Annotated in this window: 14 protein-coding genes; 4 read left to right on the top strand and 10 right to left on the bottom strand. The window is 74.8% G+C overall.

Annotated features, from left to right (window positions below; translation table 11 throughout):
- Nucleotides 1-13: 13 nt before the first annotated feature.
- Complete coding sequence (gene dhaL, locus WME89_RS14980; protein ID WP_438011935.1) at nt 14-691, top strand: dihydroxyacetone kinase subunit DhaL; 678 nt, start codon at nt 14-16, stop codon at nt 689-691.
- Nucleotides 688-3,231: a phosphoenolpyruvate--protein phosphotransferase gene (gene ptsP, locus WME89_RS14975; RefSeq protein ID WP_438009837.1), complete on the top strand. Its 2,544-nt coding sequence runs from the start codon at nt 688-690 to the stop codon at nt 3,229-3,231. The genes dhaL and ptsP overlap by 4 nt, the downstream gene beginning before the upstream one ends.
- Nucleotides 3,232-3,247: 16 nt before the next feature.
- On the opposite strand, the gene WME89_RS14970 is transcribed toward ptsP, so the two are convergent.
- The 7 genes from WME89_RS14970 to WME89_RS14940 form a co-directional block, all read right to left on the bottom strand.
- Complete coding sequence (locus WME89_RS14970; protein ID WP_438009836.1) at nt 3,248-4,810, bottom strand: pentapeptide repeat-containing protein; 1,563 nt, start codon at nt 4,808-4,810, stop codon at nt 3,248-3,250.
- A gap of 8 nt (nt 4,811-4,818) precedes the next feature.
- The gene (locus WME89_RS14965) at nt 4,819-5,439 is read right to left on the bottom strand and encodes a type II secretion system protein (RefSeq protein ID WP_438009835.1); all 621 of its coding nucleotides are present in this window, start codon (nt 5,437-5,439) and stop codon (nt 4,819-4,821) included.
- 198 nt (nt 5,440-5,637) lie between these two features.
- Entirely contained in the window at nt 5,638-6,756 is a 1,119-nt protein-coding gene (gene wecB / locus WME89_RS14960; protein ID WP_437625855.1) for a non-hydrolyzing UDP-N-acetylglucosamine 2-epimerase, read from the bottom strand.
- A 594-nt stretch (nt 6,757-7,350) separates the two neighbouring features.
- Complete coding sequence (locus WME89_RS14955) at nt 7,351-10,188, bottom strand: cation-translocating P-type ATPase (protein ID WP_438009834.1); 2,838 nt, start codon at nt 10,186-10,188, stop codon at nt 7,351-7,353.
- A gap of 239 nt (nt 10,189-10,427) precedes the next feature.
- A complete protein-coding gene (locus WME89_RS14950) occupies nt 10,428-11,153 on the bottom strand; it encodes a class I SAM-dependent methyltransferase (RefSeq protein ID WP_437625853.1) in 726 nt (241 codons plus the stop codon).
- A 46-nt stretch (nt 11,154-11,199) separates the two neighbouring features.
- Nucleotides 11,200-12,150, bottom strand: coding sequence for a glycosyltransferase (locus WME89_RS14945; RefSeq protein WP_437625852.1), 951 nt, complete (start codon nt 12,148-12,150; stop codon nt 11,200-11,202).
- 137 nt (nt 12,151-12,287) lie between these two features.
- Nucleotides 12,288-13,598 carry a glycosyltransferase gene (locus tag WME89_RS14940; protein WP_438009833.1) on the bottom strand — a complete coding sequence of 437 codons (1,311 nt, stop codon included), beginning with the start codon at nt 13,596-13,598 and terminating at the stop codon, nt 12,288-12,290.
- A gap of 93 nt (nt 13,599-13,691) precedes the next feature.
- On the opposite strand from WME89_RS14940, the gene WME89_RS14935 reads away from it, so the two are divergent.
- Together WME89_RS14935 and WME89_RS14930 are read left to right on the top strand one after the other, a co-directional pair.
- On the top strand, nt 13,692-15,407 hold the full coding sequence (locus WME89_RS14935; protein WP_438009832.1) for an oligosaccharide flippase family protein: 1,716 nt from the start codon (nt 13,692-13,694) through the stop codon (nt 15,405-15,407).
- Nucleotides 15,408-15,811: 404 nt separating this feature from the next.
- The gene (locus tag WME89_RS14930) at nt 15,812-16,753 is read left to right on the top strand and encodes a DUF4123 domain-containing protein (protein ID WP_438009831.1); all 942 of its coding nucleotides are present in this window, start codon (nt 15,812-15,814) and stop codon (nt 16,751-16,753) included.
- A 60-nt stretch (nt 16,754-16,813) separates the two neighbouring features.
- Here the strand turns inward: WME89_RS14930 and WME89_RS14925 are convergent, their stop codons facing one another.
- Genes WME89_RS14925 through xseA form a run of 3 tightly spaced genes read right to left on the bottom strand, consistent with a single transcriptional unit; the run spans nt 16,814 to nt 21,766 of the window.
- Nucleotides 16,814-19,003, bottom strand: a complete 2,190-nt coding sequence (locus tag WME89_RS14925; protein WP_438009830.1) for an amylo-alpha-1,6-glucosidase — start codon at nt 19,001-19,003, stop codon at nt 16,814-16,816.
- Nucleotides 19,000-19,986: a shikimate dehydrogenase family protein gene (locus WME89_RS14920; protein ID WP_438009829.1), complete on the bottom strand. Its 987-nt coding sequence runs from the start codon at nt 19,984-19,986 to the stop codon at nt 19,000-19,002. The genes WME89_RS14925 and WME89_RS14920 overlap by 4 nt, the downstream gene beginning before the upstream one ends.
- A complete protein-coding gene (gene xseA, locus WME89_RS14915) occupies nt 19,973-21,766 on the bottom strand; it encodes an exodeoxyribonuclease VII large subunit (RefSeq protein ID WP_438009828.1) in 1,794 nt (597 codons plus the stop codon). Before xseA ends, WME89_RS14920 begins: the two co-directional genes overlap by 14 nt.
- Between the last annotated feature and the right edge of the window lie 102 nt (nt 21,767-21,868).

Here is a 21,868-nt window from a genome sequence, read left to right as displayed (position 1 = left end):
CATGCAGACGCCCATGCAGACGCTGAGCGGCGACCACATCGCGGCGTGGCTCGAGCGCGCGGCCGACGAGCTGGAGCGCGAGAAGATGTTCCTGACCGAGCTCGACGCGCCGATCGGCGACAGCGACCACGGGGTGAACATGGCGCGCGGCTTCACGGCGGTGCGCGGCCGGCTCGACACCCTCGACCGCGGCGACATCGGCGCGCTCCTCAGGGACGTCGGGATGATCTTGCTGTCGACCGTCGGCGGGGCGAGCGGGCCGCTCTACGGCACGCTGTTCCGCGACGCGGGCCAGAAGGCGGCCGGCGCCGCGGCGCTCGACCTCGCGGCCCTGACGGCCTGCCTCGAGGCGGGCCTCGAGGGCGTGAGGCGCCGCGGCAAGGCGGCGCCCGGCGAGAAGACGATGGTCGACGCGCTCGTCCCCGCGGTCGACGCGCTCAGGGCCGCCCAGAGCGCGCCGCAGCCCGCGGGCGCGCGCTCCGACGCCACGCCGACGTCGCGCGCCTCGCTGGCGGACGCGCTCGCCCGCGCCGCCGAGGCCGCGCGGGCCGGGGCGGAGGCGACGGTGCCGCTCATCGCCCGCAAGGGCCGGGCGAGCTACCTCGGCGAGCGCAGCGCTGGGCACCAGGACCCCGGCGCCACGTCGTGCTGGCTCTTGCTGCGGAGCCTGGCCGCAACGGCAGGCGCATGAGCGGGGCGGCGGGCCGCGTCGGGCTCGTCCTGGTCTCGCACAGCCGCGCGCTCGCCGAGGCCACCGAGACGCTGGCCCGCCAGATGACAGGCGAGTCGGTCGCGATCGCGTGCGCGGCGGGCGCGGGCACGGGCGGCGCCGAGCTCGGCACCGACGCCACCGCCATCGCCGCCGCGATCGAGCGCGTCTGCGGGCCGGCCGGCGCCGTCGTGCTGATGGACCTCGGCAGCGCGATCCTGAGCGCCGAGACGGCGCTCGAGCTGGTCGATCCGGCGCTCGGCGCGCGCACGCGCCTCACCGGCGGGCCGCTCGTCGAAGGCGCGGTCGCCGCCGCGGTGCGGGCGGCGGCGGGCGGCTCGCTCGATCAGGTCGCCGCGGACGCGCGGCAGGCGCTCGCGCCGAAGGCCGCGCAGCTCGGCGAGGCGGAGCTCCCCGCCGAGGCGATCGCCCCGGGGGAGACGGCCGCCGTCGCCGCCGCGACGACCGCCACCGTCGCGGCGATGACGACCGCCGTCGCCGCCGCGACCGCCGTCGTCGCCGCGGTGACGACCGCCGTCACCACGACGACGGCCGCGACCGCGGACGTCGTGATCGCCGATCCGAGCGGCCTGCACGCCCGCCCGGCGGCGCACCTCATCGCGCGCGCGGCGGCCTTCGACGCGGCGATCACCCTGGAGAACGTGACCAACGGCCGCGGCCCGGTGCGTACCTCGAGCCTGATCGCGCTCGCCTCGCTCGGCGCCCGCCGCGGCGACGTGCTGCGCCTGTTCGCGACCGGGCGGCAGGCGGCCGAAGCGGTCGAGGCGCTCGCGGCGCTCGTGCAGCGCGAGACGCCGGCGGCCGCGCCGGCGGAGGCCGCCGTCTCGGGCCTCGCGATCCCCGTCGCGCCGGGCGTCGCGCTCGGCCCGCTGGTCCGGCTCGTGCGCTCGACCCCGCAGGTCCCCGACACGGCGATCGACGATCCCGCGGCGGAGGCCGAGCGGCTCCGGCGGGCGCTCGACCTCGCGGCGCAGGACCTCGCCAGCGCGCTCCGCGGCAGCGACATCCTCGACGCCCACCAGGCGCTGCTCTGCGATCCGGCCCTCGTCGACGAGGCCCTCGCGCGCATCGCGCGGGAGCGCTGCAACGCGGCCTGGGCCTTCCTCCAGGCGATCGAGGCCGCGGCCGCGATCTACCGGCAGCTCGAGGACCCGTACCTGCGGGCGCGCGAGGCGGACGTCCACGACGTGGGCAACGCGGTGGTGCGCGCCCTGCTCGGCGGCGCCCCGGGCACGCTGCCCGACGGGCCGCCGGCGGTCGTCGTGGCCGACGATCTCACGCCGTCGGAGGCGGCGCGGCTCGACGCGGCGCGGGTGCTCGGCGTCATCGACCGCCGCGGCGGCCCCACCTCGCACGCGGCCATCCTGCTGCGCGGCGCCGGCATCCCGGCGGTCGCGGGGGCCGCGGCGCTGGTGCCGGAGGCGGGCGGCGCGGTCGCCGGCCTCGACGGCGCGACGGGCGAGGTCTGGCTCGACCCCGATCCCGACGCGACGCTCGAGATCGAGCGGCGGCAGGCGGCCCTGCGCGCCTCGCGGCGGCCGGCGAGCGCGCGCGACGGCCGCCTGCGCCTCGCGTGCGGCCGCGAGATCGAGCTCTGGGCGAACGTGGCCGGGCCGTCGGACGCGCGCGCCGCGCGCGAGGCAGGCGCCGTGGGGATCGGGCTCCTGCGCACTGAGATGGCGTTCCTCGGCCGCCTCGACGAGCCCGGCGAGGAAGAGCAGACCGCGCTGCTCGCCGAGATCTTCGCGGTGTTCGCCGGCGCGCCGATCGTGGTCCGCACGCTCGACGCCGGCGGCGACAAGGCGCTGCCCTACCTCGCGCTGCCGGCCGAGGCGAACCCCAGCCTGGGCGTCCGCGGCGTGCGCCTCTCCCTCGAGCGGCCGGCGCTGCTCGAGGCGCAGCTCCGCGCGATCCTCGTCGCGGGGCGCGGCCACGACGTGCGCATCCTGATCCCGATGGTCTCGACCGCCGCCGAGGTGAGCGCCGTGCGCGCCGCGCTCGATCGCGCGCACGAGGCGCTGGCGGCCGCCGGCAGGCCGCACCTCTGGCCCGTGGCCACCGGCATCATGATCGAGGTGCCGTCGGCGGCGCTGATGGCCGAGCGCCTCGCGCGGCAGGCCGCCTTCTTCAGCATCGGGACGAACGACCTGACGCAGCACACGCTCGCGGCGGAGCGCGGGCACCCGCGGCTGCACGCGCTCGCCGATCCGGCGCACCCGGCGGTGCTGCGGCTCGTGCGCGCGGTGGTGGAGGCGGGCCACGCCGCGGGGCGGCCGGTCTCGGTGTGCGGCGAGGCCGCGGGCGATCCCGACGTCGCGCCGCTCCTCGTCGGCCTCGGCGTCACGCAGCTCAGCATGTGCGTCTCCGCTGTCGAGGCGGTGGAGGACGCGCTCGCCGGGGCCGCGTTCGCGGAGCTCGCGGCCGCAGCCGAGGAGGCGCTCGCGGTCGACGACGCGTCGGCGGCCCGCGCGGTCCGCGCGGCGGCGCGGCGGCCGGGCTGACCGCCGGCGGCGGCCGCTACAGCGCTCCGGCCGGGGGCGCGCCCTCGTGCGCGGAGCGCGCGGTGGCGTCCTGCGCTGGCTGCGGCGCGCGGACCGGGTGTCCGAGCACGCACGCGCCGTCGCCCGGCAGCTCCGTCGCCGCGTCGCACTCGGCGAGCTCCCAGCCGCGCGCCTGGTCGGCGTCCGCCCCCGTGAGGTCGGCGCCCCGCAGGTTCGCGCCGCTCAGATCGGCCCCCTCGAAGGTCGACTCCATCAGCGCGGCGCCCGACAGGTCTGCCCCGGCGAGGCGCGCGTTCCGGAAGCTCGTCTGGCTGAGATCGGCGCTGGCGAGCTCGATCCCTGAGAGGTCCAGCCCGTCGAAATGGCGATGACCGCTCCGCGCGAGCAGGCGCACGGCGGCGGCTCGGCCCGCGGCGTCGCCCGACACCAGCGTGGCGCGCAGCCGGAAGACGGCGAGGCGGGACGGGTCGACGCCGTGGACCAGCGTCGCGACGAGCGCGGCGAGCACGAGGCGGGCAGCGAGGGCGCGCGCGGCGCCGCGCTCGGCGCCGAGGAGCGGCAGCGCGAAGGTCAGGAGCGCCGCGCCCAGCGCGCCGCCCGCTTGCGCGGCCCGGAGGAGCCCGGGCGGCGGGATCTTCGCGAGGGCGACGGCGGTCGCGAGGACGAGGAGCAGCGCGGCGCCGGCGAGCGCGAGGCGCAGCTCGACCGGCCGCGCGAGCAGGGGCTCCTCCGCCAGCTGGCGCGAGGCGCCGGCGGCGCGGCGTGGCGCCCCCGCGGCCGCGCCATGGCGGCGCGACTCGGGCGGCGCGCTCACCCGCTGCGGCTCCGGCCCAGCCCCGAGCCGCTGCGAGGAGGGTGCCTCGGGGATCCGTTGCGAGGACGGCGCCGCGGTCATCCGCCGCGAGTCGGGTCCGGCCCCGAGCCGCTGCGCGTCAGGCGGCGCGCTCACCCGCTGCGACTCGGGCGGCGCGCTCACCCGCTGCGACTCGGGCCCGGCCCCGAGCCGCTGCGCGTCAGGCGGCGCGCTCACCCGCTGCGACTCGGGCGGAGCCAGGCGGCGGCTCCGCTCCGCGCTCTCGGCGACCGCGCCGGCGCTGGCGAGCGCGTCGCGCAGCGGCGAGGAGAACGACGCGATGTCGTCGAACGACGCGCCCGCGCCCGCCAGCGCCAGGATGGCCTCCTCGTCGAGGCCGGAGCGCGCGCACGCCGACGCGTCGACGCGGGCGCCCGACAGCGAGCTCGCCGAGGAGAACGAGCGCGGGAGCCTGGCCCCGCGCAGGTCGGCGGCCGTGAACAGCGCCCCGCCGAGCAGCGCTCCGGACAGGTCGGCCCAGCGCAGATCGGCGCCGGTGAGGTCCGCGTTGACGAGCGACGCGGCGTCGAGCCGCGCCCCCGCGAGGTTCGCGCCGCCGAGCTTCGCCCCGTCGAGTCGCGCGCCGGCGAGGTTCGCGCCCTGGAGATCGGCGCAGAGCAGGTGCGCGGCCGCGAGGTCTGCGCCCGGGAGCTCGATCGCGGTGCTCTCTCCGCCGCGGCGCGACGAGAGCGCGCCGAACAGCCTGTGGAGCGCGGCGGGATCCACGGCGCCGCCTACTCGTCCGGGTCGATGGTGCCGATCGCGCTCGCGAACACCACCTGCCCGTCCTTCATGTAGCCGTCCAGCGCGAACCACGCGTGCGTCCCGTCCCCGTCGAGGTCGCCCCGCGCGTACGCGGCCCACCTGCGCTCCAGCGGCACGTCCTCCGGAAAGTGATTGATCGAGACGGGCATCGGGGAGCCGCCGAGCCGATACCGATACTGGTACGACTGAGCCTGGGTGATCTCGAATCCAAGGCACTTCCAGCCCACGGTCGGGCTCCCTGTGTTGTAATCCACACCCGGGCTGGGGTCGGGCTGGTACTTGTGCCCCTGGACTCGATAGAACGCGTTGGGCACCGTGACCGCGTCGCTGCACAGCGGCTGCGCTGCCGGGCCGTCCGCTCTCGCCTGGAGCCGGTCGGCCGACACGACCACGGCCCTCGAGATCGCGCCGATCGTGTGTTTGGCCTCGGCCGACCTGGCGAGCACGAAGTACTTTGCCACTCCCTGGGTGGCCAGGGCGGCCAGGACCGCCACGATGCCCGCGGCGAGCATCACCTCGACGAGCGTGAAGCCTCGCCGCTCCCGCCCCCGAGATGCCCTATCGACTCCAGGCCGGAATTCCCTTACCACGATACATGTATAACCGGACCGTTCTTCGATGAACAGGCGGAAACCCGGTATCCGGGCCACGGGGCGCTGTTTGGTCGGGTGTTGTGGGGAGCGTGGCCGCGCTGGCGGCGCGTCACCCACGTGAGAGGCACGTGAGAGGCACGTGAGCCACGCGAGAGGTGATGAGAGCGGCGGTGAGCCCGCGTTGTGCGCTGGCGCTCAGGCGCGCGGGCCGGCCGTCTTGGGCGGCGGGTCGCCCGCGAGGAAGGCCTCCAGCGCGTCGGCGATTCGCTCGCCGGTCTTGCCGTCCCACCCTTCCGGCACGGAGCCTCGCTTGCCGCGGCCGTCCAGGATGGCGTCGACCTCGCGCGCGATGAGCGCGGCGTCGAGAGCAACGACGGTGTTGGTCCCCTGCGTCACGGTGATGGGCCGCTCGGTGCCCTGGCGCATCGTGAGGCACGGGATCCCGAGCGCGGTCGTCTCTTCCTGGATGCCGCCGGAGTCGGTGGCGACGAGCAGCGCATTGCCCATCACGGTGACGAAATCGTCGTACCCGAGCGGCTCCATGATCCGGAGCCCCTTCGTCTCGCGGAGGCGCGCCGACAGGCCGAACGACTCGGCGCGCGCGACCGTGCGCGGGTGGACGGGGAACACCGTCGGCAGGCGCGCTGCGATCGCGGTGAGCGCGTCGAGCGTCGCGGCGAGCCGCTCGGCGCTGTCGACGTTGGCCGGGCGGTGGAGCGTCGCGATCGCGTACTTCTTCGGCTCGAGGCCGAAGCGCGAGAGCGCGTCGGTCTGCCGCTTGAGGGCGTAGTGGACCGAGTCGATCATGACGTTGCCCACGAACCGGACGCGCTCGGGGGGGACGCCCTCGGCGAGCAGGTTGGGGTGGGCGTCGTGAGAGGGCGTGAGCAGGAGATCGGAGAGCTGGTCGGTGAGGACGCGGTTGATCTCCTCGGGCATGGTCCAGTCGCGCGAGCGCAGCCCGGCCTCGACGTGCACGACGGGGATGCCGAGCTTCGACGCCGCCAGCGCGCCGGCGAGGGTGCTCGTCACGTCGCCGACGACGACAACCACCTTGGGCCGGTTCTCGATCAGGTCGGCCTCGACGCCGACGAGGACGGCGGCCGTCTGCTGGGCGTGCGAGCCGCCGCCTGCCTTGAGCGTGTGATCGGGCGTGGGCAGGCCGAGGTCCCGGAAGAACACGTCGCTCATCGTCGGGTCGAAGTGCTGGCCTGTGTGGATGAGCCGCATCGGTAGGCCGCGCGCCTTGAGGGCGCGGCAGATCGGGGCGAGCTTCATGAAGTTCGGGCGCGTCGCGGCGACGAGGTAGATCATGTCGACCGAGGAGCATGCCGTGGTCCGCGGCGGGGCACCAGAGGTTTGACGGAGCCGCGGGCGGGCGCGAGATTCGTCGATTGCCACCTGCCCGGGTAGCGTGCGTGGCTCATCGCCCCCAGCGGATCACGATCTCGATCTCTGGCCGATCGAGGAGCGCGTCATGGAGGGGAGCGATGGTGCCGCCGGGCAGGCCGAAGACGGTCCGTATGCCCAGATCGGCGCGCATACCTCCGAGGACATCGACGGTTCGCTGCGGGAGCAGCGAGCGCGCTGATGGCGGCACGCTCACGGGAGAGGCCGCGTCGATGGGTGAGCTCGAGGACGCATGAGGGCGTGTGCGCTCGGAGTGCGCGACCACGGGGAGGGGCTTCTCTGTCGGAGCTGAAGCGAATTAACTTACGGGCATGGCCTGGGGCGTGGTGAGAAATCGGACGCCCAGGCACCGATTGCACACCGCCGCATGCGCCCACCCCTGCTCACCACGGGTCGCGTCCGGAAGCCGGCATCGCGCAGGGCGAGAGCGTCGATGCCGCCCGGACCTGGAGGGCTGGACCGCGTTCCCCTACGACTGACGACCGCGCGGCGCCGCCTTCACGGGTGGCTCGGCGAGGCGCCGCCGCGGTTCACGATCGCGCCCACATCGGACGACGCCGCGCCGCCGCGCTCGCGCTCGGTCGCGCGGCGCGCCCGGCGCAGGCGCCACCACCGCTCGACGCTCATCACCGGCAGGATCGTCAGCGCCACCAGGGTCGAGTTGATCCACGCCCCCAGCGACAGCGGCGCCGAGCCGAACAGCGTGTGCATGAACGGCGCATAGACGAAGCAGAGCTGCAGGGCGAGGAGCGCGCCGATCCCGACGTAGATCCAGCGGTTCGAGAAGATCCCGATCTTCACCATCGAGTCGCGCAGCGACCGGCAGTTGAGCACGTAGAAGATCTGGAACAGCACGACCGTCGTGACCGCCGCGGTCTGGGCCTCGCGGTAGGCGACCTCCGAGACGATGCCGCCGCGCACCTCCGTGAAGTACTCGTACAGGAAGAGCCCGATCGCGCCCGCCGTCATCAGCACCGCGACGATCGCCGTGCGCACGAGGACGAACCGGCTCAGGATCGGCTCGCTCGGGTCCCGCGGCGGGCGGCTCATCACGTCCTTCTCCATCGCCTCGAACGCGAGCGGCAGCGAGAGCGCCACCGTGGCCACCAGGTTGACCCAGAGGATCTGGACGGCCGTGATCGGCATGAGCGGCGCGCCCCCGATGATGGGGAAGGTCATCACCGCCACGAGCAGGATCAGCGCCTCGCCCAGGTTCGTCGGCAGCACGAACGCGAGCGCCTTGACCAGGTTGTCGTAGACCCGGCGCCCCTCCTCGACCGCCGCCCGGATGCTCGCGAAGTTGTCGTCCGTCAGCACGACGTCGGCCGACTCCTTCGACACCGCCGTCCCCGTGATCCCCATCGCCACGCCGATGTCCGCCTGCTTCAGCGCCGGCGCGTCGTTCACGCCGTCGCCCGTCATGGCGACGACCTTCCCCTCGGCCTGCAGCGCCCGGACCAGGCGCAGTTTGTGCTCCGGCGCCACGCGCGCGAACACGTTCGTGGACCTCGCCGCCGCGCGCAGCTCGTCGTCCGAGAGCCGCGCCAGCTCCGTGCCGTTCATCGCCCTCGCGCTGTCGCGCACGAGCCCGAGCTGCTCGCCGATCGCCCGCGCGGTCGCGAGGTGATCGCCCGTGATCATCTTCACCGTGATCCCGGCCTCGTGGCACGCCTTGATCGCGTCGATCGCCTCCGGCCGCGGCGGGTCGATCATCCCCTCGAGGCCGAGCAGCTCGAACCCCTCCGCGAGGTGCTCCTCGTCGAGCGACGCCGCGTCGCGCCCGAACGGCCGCGCCGCCGCGGCGAGCACCCGCATGCCCTGCGCCGCCATCTGCTCCACCTGCGCCATCGCCTGGGCCCGCTCCGCCTCGCCGAGCGTGACGCGGCCGAGCACCGCCTCGGGCGCCCCCTTCATGAAGATCACCCGCTCGCCGCCGGGCGCCTCGTGGAGCGTCGCCATGAGCTGCCGCTCGGACGAGAACGGGACCGCGTCGAGCCGGGGGTACTCCCGCCGCGTCGCCTCGGCGTCCACGCCGAGCTTCTGCGCCGCGACGACGAGCGCGCCCTCGGTCGGGTCGCCCTCGACGCCGCACACGTCGCCCTCGCGCTTCATGCGCGCGTCGTTGCAGAGCAGCCCCGCGCGCAGCAGCGCGCGCACCGCCTCGGGCGCCTCGCCCACCGGCGCGCCGCCGCGGCGGAGCTCGCCGACCGGCGCGTAGCCGACGCCGGTCACCTCGAGCGGCTGCCCGTCCTCCTCCCCGCCGGCCCCGCCGGAGGGCGTCGTCCACAGAGCGCGGACCGTCATCTCGTTGCGCGTCAGCGTGCCGGTCTTGTCCGAACAGATGACGCCCGTGCTGCCCAGCGTCTCGACCGCGGGCAGCTTCCGGATCACCGCGCGGCGCCGCGCCATGCGCTGCACGCCGATGGCGAGCGAGATGGTGATGATCGCCGGCAGCCCCTCGGGGATGGCGGCGACGGCGAGCGAGATCCCCGCGAGCATCGCGTCGACCGGCGGGTAGCCGCGCAGCAGCGCGACCCCGACGATGAGCAGCGCGACTGCCACGATCGCGATGGTCAGCACGCGGCCCACCTTGGCCATCGAGCGCGTGAGCGGCGTCTCGATCTCGGTCGCCTCGTGGAGCATCGACGAGATGCGGCCGAGCTCGGTCCCGCCGCCCGTCGCGATGACCACGGCGGTGGCCGTGCCGCTCGTCACGAGCGTCCCGCCGAAGGCGAGGTTCTTGCGGTCGCCGACCCCCGCGTCCTCCGGGACCACGTCGATGTGCTTGTCGGACGGCACCGACTCGCCGGTGAGCGCCGACTCGTCCACGTGGAGGTTCTTCACCGAGAGCAGCCGCGCGTCCGCGGGGACCTTGTCGCCGGCCTCGAGCACCACCACGTCGCCGGGGACCACGTCCGCCGCCGGGATCACGCTCCGCTCTCCGCCGCGCACGACCGTGGCCGACTGGGGCACCATGCCGGCGAGCGCCTCGATCGCCTTGCCCGCGCGGAGCTCCTGCACGAAGCCGATCGCCGTGTTGAGCACGACCACCGCCAGCACGACCGAGCCGTCGATCGCCTCGCCCATGATCATCGCGAGGGCCGCCGACGCGAGCAGCACGTAGATGAGCGGGTCGTTGATCTGACGGAAGAGCAGCTTGAGCGCGCTGTCGCCCTTCGCGCGCTGGATCACGTTGGGTCCGACGTCCTTGAGCCGCCGGGCGGCCTCGTCGATCGCGAGGCCGGACGAGGCGCTCTCTGTCCTGGAGAGCGCCTCGCTGACCGGCAGGCTATGCCAGGCGATCTCGGCCGATGGGGGGAGGACGCGTTGGGACATGGAGTGTTCTCCTGCGGCGGCCAGCGGCGCTGTGCGCGCTGCGCTCACCGGCGGTGGCAGCTAGTCGCCACGTGCTTCGCACGTGCTCGCGCGTGGTTCGCCGTTGTTCTCCGTTATTGGCACGTATCGTGCCAGCGCAGGACCGGGCTGTTCAGCGCCCCGCGCGATACCCGCTCTCGGGCCGAGCAGGACCTTTTCTCCCCGGTGGGGTATTACGCCCCACCCCCCAGGTCCCGCGGCTAACCGCGCGCGTAGGCGAAGGTGCCGTCGATGTTGAGCAGCCGGGTCGCCTGGACGACCTCGGCCGCGGTCACGCCGAACCGCTGCACCAGCCGGTCGGCGACGTCGCGGCGGAGGATGTCCCGGCGGAAGGTGCGCAGCGGGCGTGGGGCGAAGTACCCCTCGAGCTCCGCGAACGTGAGGCGCTGGTAGTCGGCGGTCCCGGGGACGGGCCGCCGCGAGACGAGGTCGTAGAAGAAGAAGATGCCCCCCGGGCGGAGCAGGCCGAGCGCCCTGTCCATGAGGCCCCGCTTGAGCTCCGCGTTCGTCACCGACGAAAGGACGGCGAACATCATCACCATGTCGAACGGGCCGCCGACATCGGCCTTCAGGAAGTCGCCCGCGATGAAGCGGATCCCGGCGAAGCGCGACCGCGCGAGCTCGGCGCGCTGGGCGACGAGATCGACGCCGGTGAGGCGCGCGGGGTCCGCGCCGAGCTCGACCAGCCACGCCAGGTTCGAGCCCGACCCGCAGCCCACGTCGAGCACCGACATCTCGCGCAGCGCCTCGGGCGTGCGCACGCCGCACTCGACGAGCGCCTCGCGCAGGCGGCGCTGCCGCTGCCGCGCGACGAGGTACGGGTGGGCGTTGAGCAGGCTCGCCCAGGGGTTCGACGGCAGGAAGCGCTCGGTGTAGTGCCGGTTGATCGCCTCGAGATCCCGCTCGAAGCCGCTGCCCTCGCCCATCAGCCCACCTCCCTCGTCAGCCGCGCGCCCCGCGCGATCGGAGCGGTCAAGGCCGGCCCACCGCCCAGTCCGGCAGGCGCTGGACCCCCCAGCGCACCGCCTTGAGCAGCCCGAGCGCCACGGTCTGCTCCACCGTCCGCCGGCGGTGCGGCTTCCGCCGCGCCAGGTACGCGTCGAGGTAGCGCAGGAACTCGGGATCCGGCTCCATGCCGCCCACCTCGCGCCGGATGCTCCGGTACTTGCGCGTCTTCCAGATGAAGTTCTCCCAGCTGTCGAAGTAGTCGTGCCGCATCAGGAGGTCGGGCACGTAGACGACGCGCAGATCGGGGAACATCCTGGCGATCCGGTACACCAGGTAGACCCCCTCGGCGCCGTAGAACTGGTCCGGAAAGCCCCCGGTCTCCAGGTAGATGCCGCGCCGGATCGCCATGTGCCCCTCGGTCGCGAGGACGTCGTCGACCACGTCGTCGCCGCGGTCGTAGTGCCCCGCGAGCGTGCAGAAGTAGGGGTGCTCCTTGGGGATGATCCGGCCGCGCATCGCGGCGATGCGCGCGTCCTCGAAGACGCGGCAGACGACCTCCACGAACGTCGGCGCGATGAGGCCGTCGTCGTCGATGAACGCGACGTACTCGCCCCGCGCCCAGGCGATGGCCGCGTTGCGCGCGGCGTTCAGCGGGATGCCGTCGGTCAGCCGGAGCTCTACGTCGACGAGCGGAGCGGAGCGCGGGCGCAGGTGCTCGATGCCGCCGCTGTCCGCGAGCAGGATCTCGAACGGCACGTCGAGCGCCGCCGTCTGACCGCGCGCGTGCTGGAGGCACTCGATCAGGTAATCCTTCGCCTTGTAGGAGATGATGATCAGCGTGAGCTTCGGCGACGGGACCTCGCGCCGCACGATGAGCTCCTTCACCTCGGGCGCGTACTTCGCGCGCCACGCCTCTTGGAGGGCGCGCTCGCCCTCGGGGAGCCCCGCTCGGTCCTGGAGATGATGGTCAGGCATCGCGGCTCGCATGCCACGGGGGCCGCCGCGCAGGCAAGCATGTCGCTCGGGCTCCGCGCGAAGCAGGATGCCGCCGGGCGACGCGCGCGGCATGCCCGACGCGCGCGGCATGCCCGACGCGCGCGGCATGCCCGAGGTCAGCGCGCGGCGTGCCCGATGCGCCCCGCGACGTCCTCGAAGAGGCGCGCGAGCGCGCCCGCCGTGGCGCGGGCGCTGAGCCCGGAGAGCGCCGCCAGGTCGGGCTCGACCAGCGGCCGCCCGGCCGCGCGCGCGTCGACAGCGTCCTCGATGCGGCGCTCGATCGCCGCGGCGTCGCCGCCCGCGTGGGTCCAGCCGAGGCGCGTCGCGTCGAGGATGCGCGCGACCTCGGGGGACGGCGAGACCGCGAGGATGGGCGCGCGCGCGAGCAGGTAGTCGTAGACCTTGCCGGGCAAGAGGTACGGCTCGTCGCCGAAGCCGGTGAGCAGCGCGAGGTCGGCGCCCGCGACGAGGCCGAGCCCCTCGGCGTACGGCAGGACCGCGCGGTGCTCGAAGAGCCGCGACACCCCGAGCTCCTCGGCCAGGCGGAGGTCGCTCTTCGCGACGCGCCCCAGGTTGAGCAGCCGGATCGCGCCCGGGCCGAGCGACCTGCGGCGCGCGACCGCCGCGAGCGCGCGGACGAACGGCGCGAGCGTGCGCTCGCTGTAGCAGTTGCCGAAGTGGACGAGCGTCACCGCCTCGTCGCGCCGCGGCGCGACCGCCGCGTCGGGATCGAAGCCGGTCCGGATGCACGCGACGCGGCGCGCGATGCCCCGCTCGACGTAGGCGTCGCGCGTCATCTCGGACGTCACCGTGAACGCGGCGGCGGCGCCGACCGCCGCCCGCTCGACGAGCGCCGCCGCGGCGCGGACCCACGCGGGCCGCGTCGCCATCACCGGGCCGAACGACCACGGATCGCGGAAGTCGACCACGACCGGCCTGCCGATGGCCCTGCCGGCCAGCGCGCCCGCGAGCACCGCCTCCCAGGGCGCCCCGCTCGCGAAGATCACCTCGGCGCCTACCTCGCGGGCGAGGCGCGCGATGCGCGCCGCGAGGGCCGGGACGCGGCCCGCGTCGGGGCCGATCACCGGGACGTAGCGGACCTCGGCGGCGACGCGCGCGAGGCCTCGCCGGCGCGCGACCGGCACCGGGGCCTCGGTCGGCGCCTCGACGGTGCCGTCGGAGCCGAGCACGCGGCGCGGCATGCGCGCGAGCTCGGCGTCCGAGAGGTAGTCGCGGCGCACGTCGCACCCCGCCAGGTCGGCCTCCCCGAACGACGGATCCAGCCGCTCGCCGGGCGGCGGCCTCGCCGTGAGCACCGTCGCCGCCCAGCCGTGCTCCGGCAGGAATTTCGCGAAGCGGTACGCGCGCTTACCGCCGACGCTGAACCGCGGGGGAAAGTAGTAGCTCACGAGGAGCGCGCGCCTCATCGCCGCGCCTATATCACGGCCGGACCGAGCCCAGCGCCCCCGGCGTCGGCGACCGCGCGCGGCTCCGGCCCGCGCATGTGCTACCGAGGCGCGATGCGGGACGAGCAGCCGACCCCGGTCGATCCGAGCGTGCCCTCGCGCGCGCCAGAGGCCGCGAGGGCGGCGCCGACCCCGGTCGATCCGAGCGCGTCCTCGCGCGCGCCAGAGGCCGCGAGGGCGGCGCCGACCCCCGCCGAGGCGCAGGGCACGTCGCTCGCCGACCGGATCGGGATGGTCGTCGGAGGGCAGTTCGTCAACACCCTCATCATCCTCGTGCAGGGCATCGTGGTGGTGCGGCTGCTCGGCAAATCCGAGTACGGCGTGCTCGCGTTCGTGACGATGCTGTTCATGACGGGGCGCGATCTCGCGCAGCTCTACCTGCCGGAGTCGTTCCTCTACTTCGCGCCGAAGGTGACGCGCCCCGAGCTCAAGGGGCTGGTGCGGCAGAGCATGCTCCTCCTGCTCGGCCTCGGGGCGCTCTCGGCGCTCGCCTTCTCGATCTTCGCCTTCGTCCCCGGGCTCTTCCTCGAGGACCGCGCGGACGTCACGCGGCTGCTGCTGCTCACGGGCCTCATGAGCTTGATCGCCTACCCGGCGAGCGTCTTCGGCCCGCTCTTCATCGCCACGAACAACCACCGCAAGTCGGCCGGCGTCGCGCTGCTCGTCACGATCTCGAGCGCCGCGGGGGCGATCGTCCCGGCCGCGCTCGGGTGCTCGATCGCCTGGATCGTGGCCGCCCAGTGCGCGGCGCAGGCGCTCCGGCTCTGGCTGTCGTACCGGCTCTACGCGCGGCTGTTCCAGGACGTCGCCGTCGCCCCGTTCCCCGGCGGCGTCAGGGCGCAGCTCGCCTACGCGCTCCCGCTCTCGGTCACCCGCTTCGCCGGCGTCTTCAACCAGAAGCTCGACAAGTTCGTCATCGGCCTCTTCTTCAGCGCGGGGCTGTACGCCGAGTTCGCCGTCGGCTCGCAGGAGCTCCCGCTCGTCGGCGTCCTCGCCTACTCCGTCGCCTCGACGATGCTCCCCGACCTCGTCGCCCGCGTCGAGAACGGGCGCACCCCGGCGGAGGGCGCGAGGGCGGCGATCGAGCTGTGGCACTCGGGCATCCGCAAGACGACGCTGATGATGCTCCCGATCGCGGTGTTCCTCCTGCTCTTCGCCGAGCCGCTCATGCGCACCGTCTACGGCGACGCCTACGCCGGCGCCGCCGTCCCGTTCCGCATCTACTCCGCGCTCCTGCCGCTGCGCGTGACGGCGTACGCCATCCCGCTGATGGCGTTCGGCAAGACGTCGATGATCCTGCGGATCCAGGCGCTGGGCATGGTGTTCAACACCGCGGCGAACCTGATCCTCCTGCCCACGCTCGGCATGGTCGGCGCGCCGCTCTCGGCCGTCCTGACGCAGGTCATCGGGATCGTCTTGACGGTGGCCTTCATCGCGCGCTTCTCCGGCGTCGGCCTGCGCGGCGTCTTCCCGTGGGGCCACTACGGGCGCGTCGCGGCCACCGCCCTCGTCGCCGCCGCGCCGCTCACCGCGTTCCTCGCCACGGGCGCGGTCGACAGGCACCCCGCGCTCTGCCTCACGCTCGGCGCCCCGCTCTACGTGGGGCTCTACCTCGTCGCCGCGTGGGTCACCGGCGTGCTCGCCGCCGAGGACCGGGCGTTCGTCGCGCGCTGGCTCCGCCTCGAGCCGCTGCGCGGCCGCCGTGGCGGACATCCCCGCTCACACCGCACCTCCACCGACGCGCGCGGCTCCCGCCCGCCGCGGCCTTGAGTCCGGATGCCCTGGCCACCATCCATCCACGGTGCCACCGGCAACCCCGAACGCGCTCGGCGCCACCGCCGCCAGCCTCATCCACGACCTCGACACAGCGCCGTCACCCGCGCGCGGCGAGGGCGACAGCGACGCCCGCAGTCAGCAGGTCGGATAATGCCCGATCGCCCCGGCCGCTCGAACCACAGCCGCCCACCGTCGCTGTCTCGGGCGGCAAGAGCGGCAAGAGGACCCGCGCCGACGTGGATTCTGCGCAAGCTGCTTGAAAGGTCGGGTAAGCTGGAAAGATTGGTAGTCTTCCGATCACCTCTCTCATGGTTCCCGCCTTCGTGTGGATTTCACGCCGATCAGTGTTCTAGGCTTGCTTGCCGGCCTCATCGGCGCCTTGTGCGATGGAGACGACCATGAGCGAAGACCAGGAACCAGGATTCCTCCTCCGGGTCATCTCGGGCCCCTTGAGCGGGCAGACCGCGCGCATCCGGGGCGACCGCCCGCTGCTCGTCGGCCGCGCGCCTGAGTCGGATCTCTCGATCGCGAGCGACGGTGAGCTCTCTGCCCTGCACTTCTCGGTGGAGGAGATCGACGGCAGCTACCTGCTGCGCGATCTGGGCAGCCGCAACGGCACGCAGGTGAACCGCGAGCGCGCGCGCGAGGTGTCGCTCCGGGACGGCGACGAGATCCGCGCGGGGGCGACCCTGTTCGCGGTGGTGCGCCGCGAGGCGAGCGGCGCGAACGGCGCGAATGGTAGGTGCGCGCCGACCAGGCCCGCCCCGCCCTCGCGGCGGTCGCGGCGGACCGCGGTCGTGGCGACGGGCGCGCCGTTCACCGCGTCGGCGCGGGCGCGGCTCCGGCAGGAGCGCGCGCCGCTCTTCGCGGTGCTCGACGCGGCCCGCGATCCCCGCATCCGGCTGCTCCTCCTGGAGGCGGGCGAGCAGTCAGCGTCGCTCTACACCGGCTTCCAGGGCGAGATCCTCGCGGACGTCGGCCCCACGCTCGTGCAGCTCCCGCTGGGGTCCAGCCTGCTCGACGCGCTGATCGACAGCGGCTGGGGCGACAGCTGGGGCGTCTTCCTGACGAGCAACCGCCCGTTCGGCGACGTGCGCAAGCACCTCCGCCGGTTTCTCCTGGTCGAGAGCGGGACAGGCAAGCAGCAGTATTTCCGGTTCTACGACCCGCGCGTACTCCGCAGCTTCCTGCCCACATGCGGCCCGCGGAAGCTCGAGGCGCTGTTCGAGGAGATCGAGTCCTTCGCGATGGAGGCCGAAGATCCCGGCAAGCTCCTGCGCTTCACCGCCCAGGGCGGCAAGGCGATCCGCGAGGAGTCGGCGCTCGAGCGCGAAGGCTGAAGCGCCGCCGCCCGGCGCCGGCGGCGCGCCCGCGGCTCAGCGCGGCGGCGCGCCCGCGGCTCAGCGCGGCGGCGCGCCCGGGTCCTGCGGGGGCAGATCCCAGGCGATCAAGCGCAGGAGCTCCGCCACGCTGAAGGCCTGCGCGAAGCAGCCGCCGGGGTGGTGCGGCGGCTCCCCGGACGCGACCTCGGGCACGTGGCCGAGCGCGATCTCGTTCGCGGCCGCGGAGGCCACGAGCCGGTGCAGCAGCGGGATCACGTGCTCGCCGAGCGTGGAGAAGTGCCGGGCGGCGCGCGCGTAGAACCCGAGCAGGAACGGCCAGACCGTGCCCTGGTGGTAGGCGCTGTCGCGCGCATCGGGCCCCCCCTGGTACCGGGGCATGTAGCCCGGATCGGCCGGCGAGAGCGAGCGCACACCGGCGGGGGTCACGAGCTCCAGGCGGGCCCGCTCGAGCAGCGACGCGGCCTGCGCCGGCGTGAAGCAGGCGGGATCCACGGCGACGGCGATCACTGCGTTGGCGCGGATCGAGGCGTCACGGAACGCGGTCGCCCCCTCCGCTTCCTCCGAGATCACGTCGTACGGATAGCCCATCTCCTCGCACCAGAAGCGGGCCGCGAAGGCCCGGCGCGCCGCGCTGGCGGCCGCCTCCCCGCGCTGCGCCAGGCGCTCGTCGCCGGCGGCCCGCGCGAGGCGCGCGAGCGTCTCCGACCCCTTCGCCCACAGCGCCGTGAGCTCGACCGGGCAGCCGGCGCGCGGGGTGACCGCGCGGCCCCCGACGCGGGCGTCCATCCAGGTGAGCCCGTCGATCGCGCCCTCGCCGCGGCGGCCCGCGGCGAAGAGGCCGTCGGCCGTGATGTGGATCCCGTTCCTGGTCCCGCGCAGGGCGGCCTCGAAGGCGTCGCGGAGCGCGCCGAGGAGCTCGCCCGTGACGAACGGGTGCGTGTCGCCGATCGCGTCGGCGAGCAGGCGCGCCGCCTCGAACAGCCAGAGGGTCGCGTCCGCCGTGTGGAACTCGGCGGGCTCGCCCGCGTCGGGCAGCCGGTTCGGCACGAGGCCGTCCTGCATGGCGTCGATCAGCGCGCGGAGGACGCGGATCGCCCCCTCGGTCTTGCGCGGCACGAGGTAGAGGCCCGGGAGGGAGATGAGCGCGTCGCGGCCCCACACCTCGAACCAGGGGTAGCCCGCGATGACGCCCGGCCGGGCGGCCGCGTCGGCGCGGAACGTCTCGGCGGCGATGCAGAGCCGCCGCTCCATCAGCGGCCGCCGGGGCCCCGGGTCCTCGGCGCGGATCGCCGCGCTCGCCGCCGCCAGCAGGTTCTCCGGCTCGTCCTCGGGGAGCGCGCCGACGGCCACGAGCAGGTGGACCGGCTCGGCGCCGATCACTGTCTCGAAGTGGCCCGGGGTCCAGAGATCCTCGAGGAAGTCGAGGCCCCGATCCTGCTCGCCGAGGTACTCGAAGCGACGCCACCAGTCCTGCGACCCGACGAACGTGCCCTGGTAGCGGAAGCAGATCCGCGGCAGCGCGCGGTTCGGCTGCACGCGGACCTCGCCGCTCGTCGGGCGCTCCTTCCCCGAGCCGGGCTCCCCGCGCGCCGCGCCGGCGCGCAGCTCGACCTTCTGGGAGATGCCGCCGTTCTCGCGGAGCAGCTGGTGCATGTGGCGCGCGGCGAGGAGCGGGCGCAACGTCAGCATCACCGGGTCCGCCCCGCTCCAGGCGTAGCGAAGGACGGCCGCGTTCTCGCCGCGCACGAGGCCGAGCGTCACCTCGAGCTCGCCGCCCGGGAGCGCGTACGCCCAGCGCGGGAGCGGATCCTGATCGAAGCGCTCCAGGTAGAAGGAGCCGACCTCGGGGTCGATGCCCGGGAACTGGTGCTTGGAGAGATCCCACCGCGGCCACGACGCACGGCGCTCGGGCGGCCCGCCCTGCTGCGAGCCCTGCGGCCGGATGGGGCGGACGCTGGCGTCGACGTGCGAGAGCATGACGTGCCGGCGCCGCGGCGGATCCAGGGCCGCGACGAGCAGGCCGTGGTAGCGGCGCGTGTGCATGCAGGCGATCGTCGAGCTCGCGTAGGCGCCCGCCCCGTTCGTGTGCAGCCACTCCTTGCGCGCGATCGCGAGCTGGCCGCGCACCTCGACGTGCGGCCAGGGCGACGCGTGCTCCAGCGCGGCGCCCTGGGCGCGCGAGGCCGCCGGCGTGGTCGAGAAGGCGTCGTGAGCCGGAGCGCTCCTCCGGGATCCGTCTGAGCTCATCGACCGCCGGTGGCCTTCCTGAGAGAGTCCTCGGCCGCGACGCGCATCACCTCGACCGGGGCCGGGAGGCCGGTCCAGAGCGTGAAGGACTGCGCCGCCTGGCCAACCAGCATCCCGAGCCCGTCGGAGGCGCGGAGCCCCCGCTCGCGCGCGATCCGGAGGAAGGGCGTCACCGGCGGGTTGTAGACCACGTCGTAGAGGCACGCGCTCGGCGAGAGCGAGTCCCACGGGATGATGCTCGTGACCTCCTCGCCCGGCGGACCGCCGAGCATGCCGGCGCTCGTGGCCTGGATGATCAGGTCGGCCGCGACGGCGAACTCGCTCCAGTTGAGCCGCAGCGCCACCGAGGACTTGCTGCTGATCGACCGCTCGGTCGGGATCGGCCACGGCGCGGTGAGCGCGCCGAGCTCCGACGCGCGCTGCCCCGCGGGCGACTCCAGCATGGCCTCGGTGCTGGTCCACGACCGGGTGGTCACGCTGATGAGGTGGTAGCCGAGCATCTTGCACGCCGCGATCGCGGCGAACGCCGCCCCGCCGGCCCCGATGATGACCGCGCGCTGCCGCGGGCTCGAGAGCGCGCCGTGCCGCCCTGCCGGGTCGTCGCCGCCGGGCGGGGCGGACCGCAGGAGCCGCGCGAGCTCGTCGCGGAGCGCGATCACGTCGGTGTTGTGCGCGGTCACGCGCCGCGACTCCGTCGCGCAGAGGACGTTGGCGACGCCGACCTCGGCCGCGCTCGTGTCCACGTCGTCAACCATCGACATGATCGCGCGCTTGTGCGGGATCGTGACGTTCGCGCCCGCGATGAGGCCGTTGCGGATGTCGCTCACGAAGCGCGCGAGCTCCGCGCCGGTGGGCACGTCGAACGCGCTGTAGATGTGGGGCAGGTGGTGGGCCCGAAACGCGGCCGAGTGCATCGCCGGCGAGACCGAGTGGCCCACCGGGTGCCCGACCAGACCGAACATTCGCCGCTCAGGGTTCGACATGATGCCTTTCTTCCGGGCCGGCCTCTGCTCCGCCTTGCCCCGCCGAGACCTGACCGGAGGCGCCCGCGCGACCGAACGTCGGGGCGCGCTCGTCGGCCACGAAGCCGAGCCCGAGCTGCTCGCATGCGGGCGCGCCCGGCTGCGCGCGGCTGCGCCTCGGCGCGCGGCCGCCCCCCGGGGCGCGCGGCCCGCGCGCCAGGGCGCCCGGCGCCGCCGCGGCGCCTGCCCCGGCCGCGGCGCCTGCCCCGGCCGCGGCGCCTGCCCCGGCCGCGGCGCCCGGCCCGGCCGCGGCCGCCGCCGGCGGCGCGGCCGGCGCGGGCGCGCTGGCCTCGACGAGCGGCTCGCCCGGCCCCGCGGTGGCCACGACCCGCGCGAGCAGCGCGCCGTGGTGCACGCGGACCGCGATCGGATCGCCCGGCGCGACCTCGCGGTGGTCGCGGACCGCGCGGCCTGACCCGTCCGTCGCGATGGCGTAGCCGCGCGCGAGCACGCGCAGCGGCGACATCGCCTCGAGCCGGGCGACGTCGTTCGCGAAGCCCTCCCGCAGGAGGGCGACGTGGCGGTGAGCGGCCGCGGCGAGGCGCACCGACAGCGGCCTGAGCGCGCCGCGCGCGCCCGCGATCACCGCGCGCGGGTGGCGCGCCGCGAGCCGCCGGTCGAGGCGCTGGACCCCGGCGCGGTCCTCGACGACGATCCGCTCCATGCGGCGCCGGAGCCTCGCCAGGGCGTCGTCGATCCGCTGCTGCGGCTCGGCCAGGATCTGCGCGGGCGAGCCGAGGCGGGCGCGCTGCCGGTCGAGATCGGCCCGCGCGGCCCTGAGCCGGTGGGCGATCGCGCGGCGCATGCGCGCCTCGAGGTGCTCCAGCGCCGCGTGGCGCGCGGCCGCGTCCGCGACGAGCATCTCCGCGGCCTGCGAGGGCGTGGCGGCGCGCGCGTCGGCGGCGAGGTCGGTCAGCGCGACGTCGATCTCGTGCCCGACCGCGCTCACGATCGGCACGCGCGCGGCCGCGACCTTGCGGACGACGATCTCCTCGTTGAACGCGCTGAGGTCGTCGGCCGAGCCGCCCCCGCGCCCCACGATGATCACCTCGATGCCCGGGAACTCCTCGAGCAGCGCGATCGCGCGCACGATGCGCTGCCCCGCGCCGGCGCCCTGCACGGGCGTGCGCGCGAGGACCAGCCGGGCGCCGCCGCGGCGGAACGCGACGGTCACGATGTCGTGGATCGCCGCGCCGTCGCCGCTCGTGACCACGCCGATGATCTGCGGATCGACCGGCAGCTTGCGCTTGCGCTCCGGCGCGAAGAGCCCCTCGGCGGCGAGCTTCTCCTTGAGGCGGAAGAGCGCCTCCAGGAGCGCGCCGCGGCCGGCGAGGCGCGCGTCGTCCGCGCAGAACTGGAGCCGCCCCCGCGGCACGTAGACCGTGGCGCGGCCCGTGAGCACGACGCGCGCGCCGTCGGCGAGCAGCTTGCGCGCGCGCGGCGCCGCGGTCCGGTACATCACGCAGTCGATCGCCGCCTCCTCGCTCTCGTCCTTCAGCGTGAAGTAGGCGTGCCCGCTGCCCACGACGCGCAGGCCCGAGATCTCGCCCTCGACGCGCACGTCCGCGGTCGAGCCCTCGAGGATGCGCTTCAGCCGGCGATCCAGCTCCGCGACCGAGACCACCTCCGGCTCGGCGCCCCTCTGGCGGCGCGAGGGTGGCGGGCTCGTGAGCTCGCGCGGCTCGGCGACGGCCGGGATGGCCGCGAACGAGAGCTCGGACGGGATATCGCGGCGCTGCACAGGGCAGACCTACCCTTTTGCTCGGCCTGGGGAAAGACTCTCGCGGGCCTGATCCCGCGTCAGGGAAGTCCACGACCAGCTCGCGACGGGGCTCGGATCAGG

The sequence above is a fragment of the Sorangium sp. So ce321 genome (assembly GCF_051530195.1).
GTDB lineage: Bacteria > Myxococcota_A > Polyangia > Polyangiales > Polyangiaceae > Sorangium.
This window is presented reverse-complemented; position numbering and strand designations above follow the sequence as displayed.

Coding starts and splice junctions, on each gene's coding strand:
- WME89_RS14945 (WP_437625852.1), bottom strand. CDS start 12,150: ATGCCTGACCATCATCTCCAGGACCGAGCGGGGCTCCCCGAGGGCGAG.
- ptsP (WP_438009837.1), top strand. CDS start 688: ATGAGCGGGGCGGCGGGCCGCGTCGGGCTCGTCCTGGTCTCGCACAGC.
- WME89_RS14950 (WP_437625853.1), bottom strand. CDS start 11,153: ATGGGCGAGGGCAGCGGCTTCGAGCGGGATCTCGAGGCGATCAACCGG.
- WME89_RS14955 (WP_438009834.1), bottom strand. CDS start 10,188: ATGTCCCAACGCGTCCTCCCCCCATCGGCCGAGATCGCCTGGCATAGC.
- dhaL (WP_438011935.1), top strand. CDS start 14: ATGCAGACGCTGAGCGGCGACCACATCGCGGCGTGGCTCGAGCGCGCG.
- WME89_RS14925 (WP_438009830.1), bottom strand. CDS start 19,003: ATGAGCTCAGACGGATCCCGGAGGAGCGCTCCGGCTCACGACGCCTTC.
- wecB (WP_437625855.1), bottom strand. CDS start 6,756: ATGATCTACCTCGTCGCCGCGACGCGCCCGAACTTCATGAAGCTCGCC.
- WME89_RS14930 (WP_438009831.1), top strand. CDS start 15,812: ATGAGCGAAGACCAGGAACCAGGATTCCTCCTCCGGGTCATCTCGGGC.
- WME89_RS14920 (WP_438009829.1), bottom strand. CDS start 19,986: ATGTCGAACCCTGAGCGGCGAATGTTCGGTCTGGTCGGGCACCCGGTG.
- WME89_RS14940 (WP_438009833.1), bottom strand. CDS start 13,598: ATGAGGCGCGCGCTCCTCGTGAGCTACTACTTTCCCCCGCGGTTCAGC.
- WME89_RS14935 (WP_438009832.1), top strand. CDS start 13,692: ATGCGGGACGAGCAGCCGACCCCGGTCGATCCGAGCGTGCCCTCGCGC.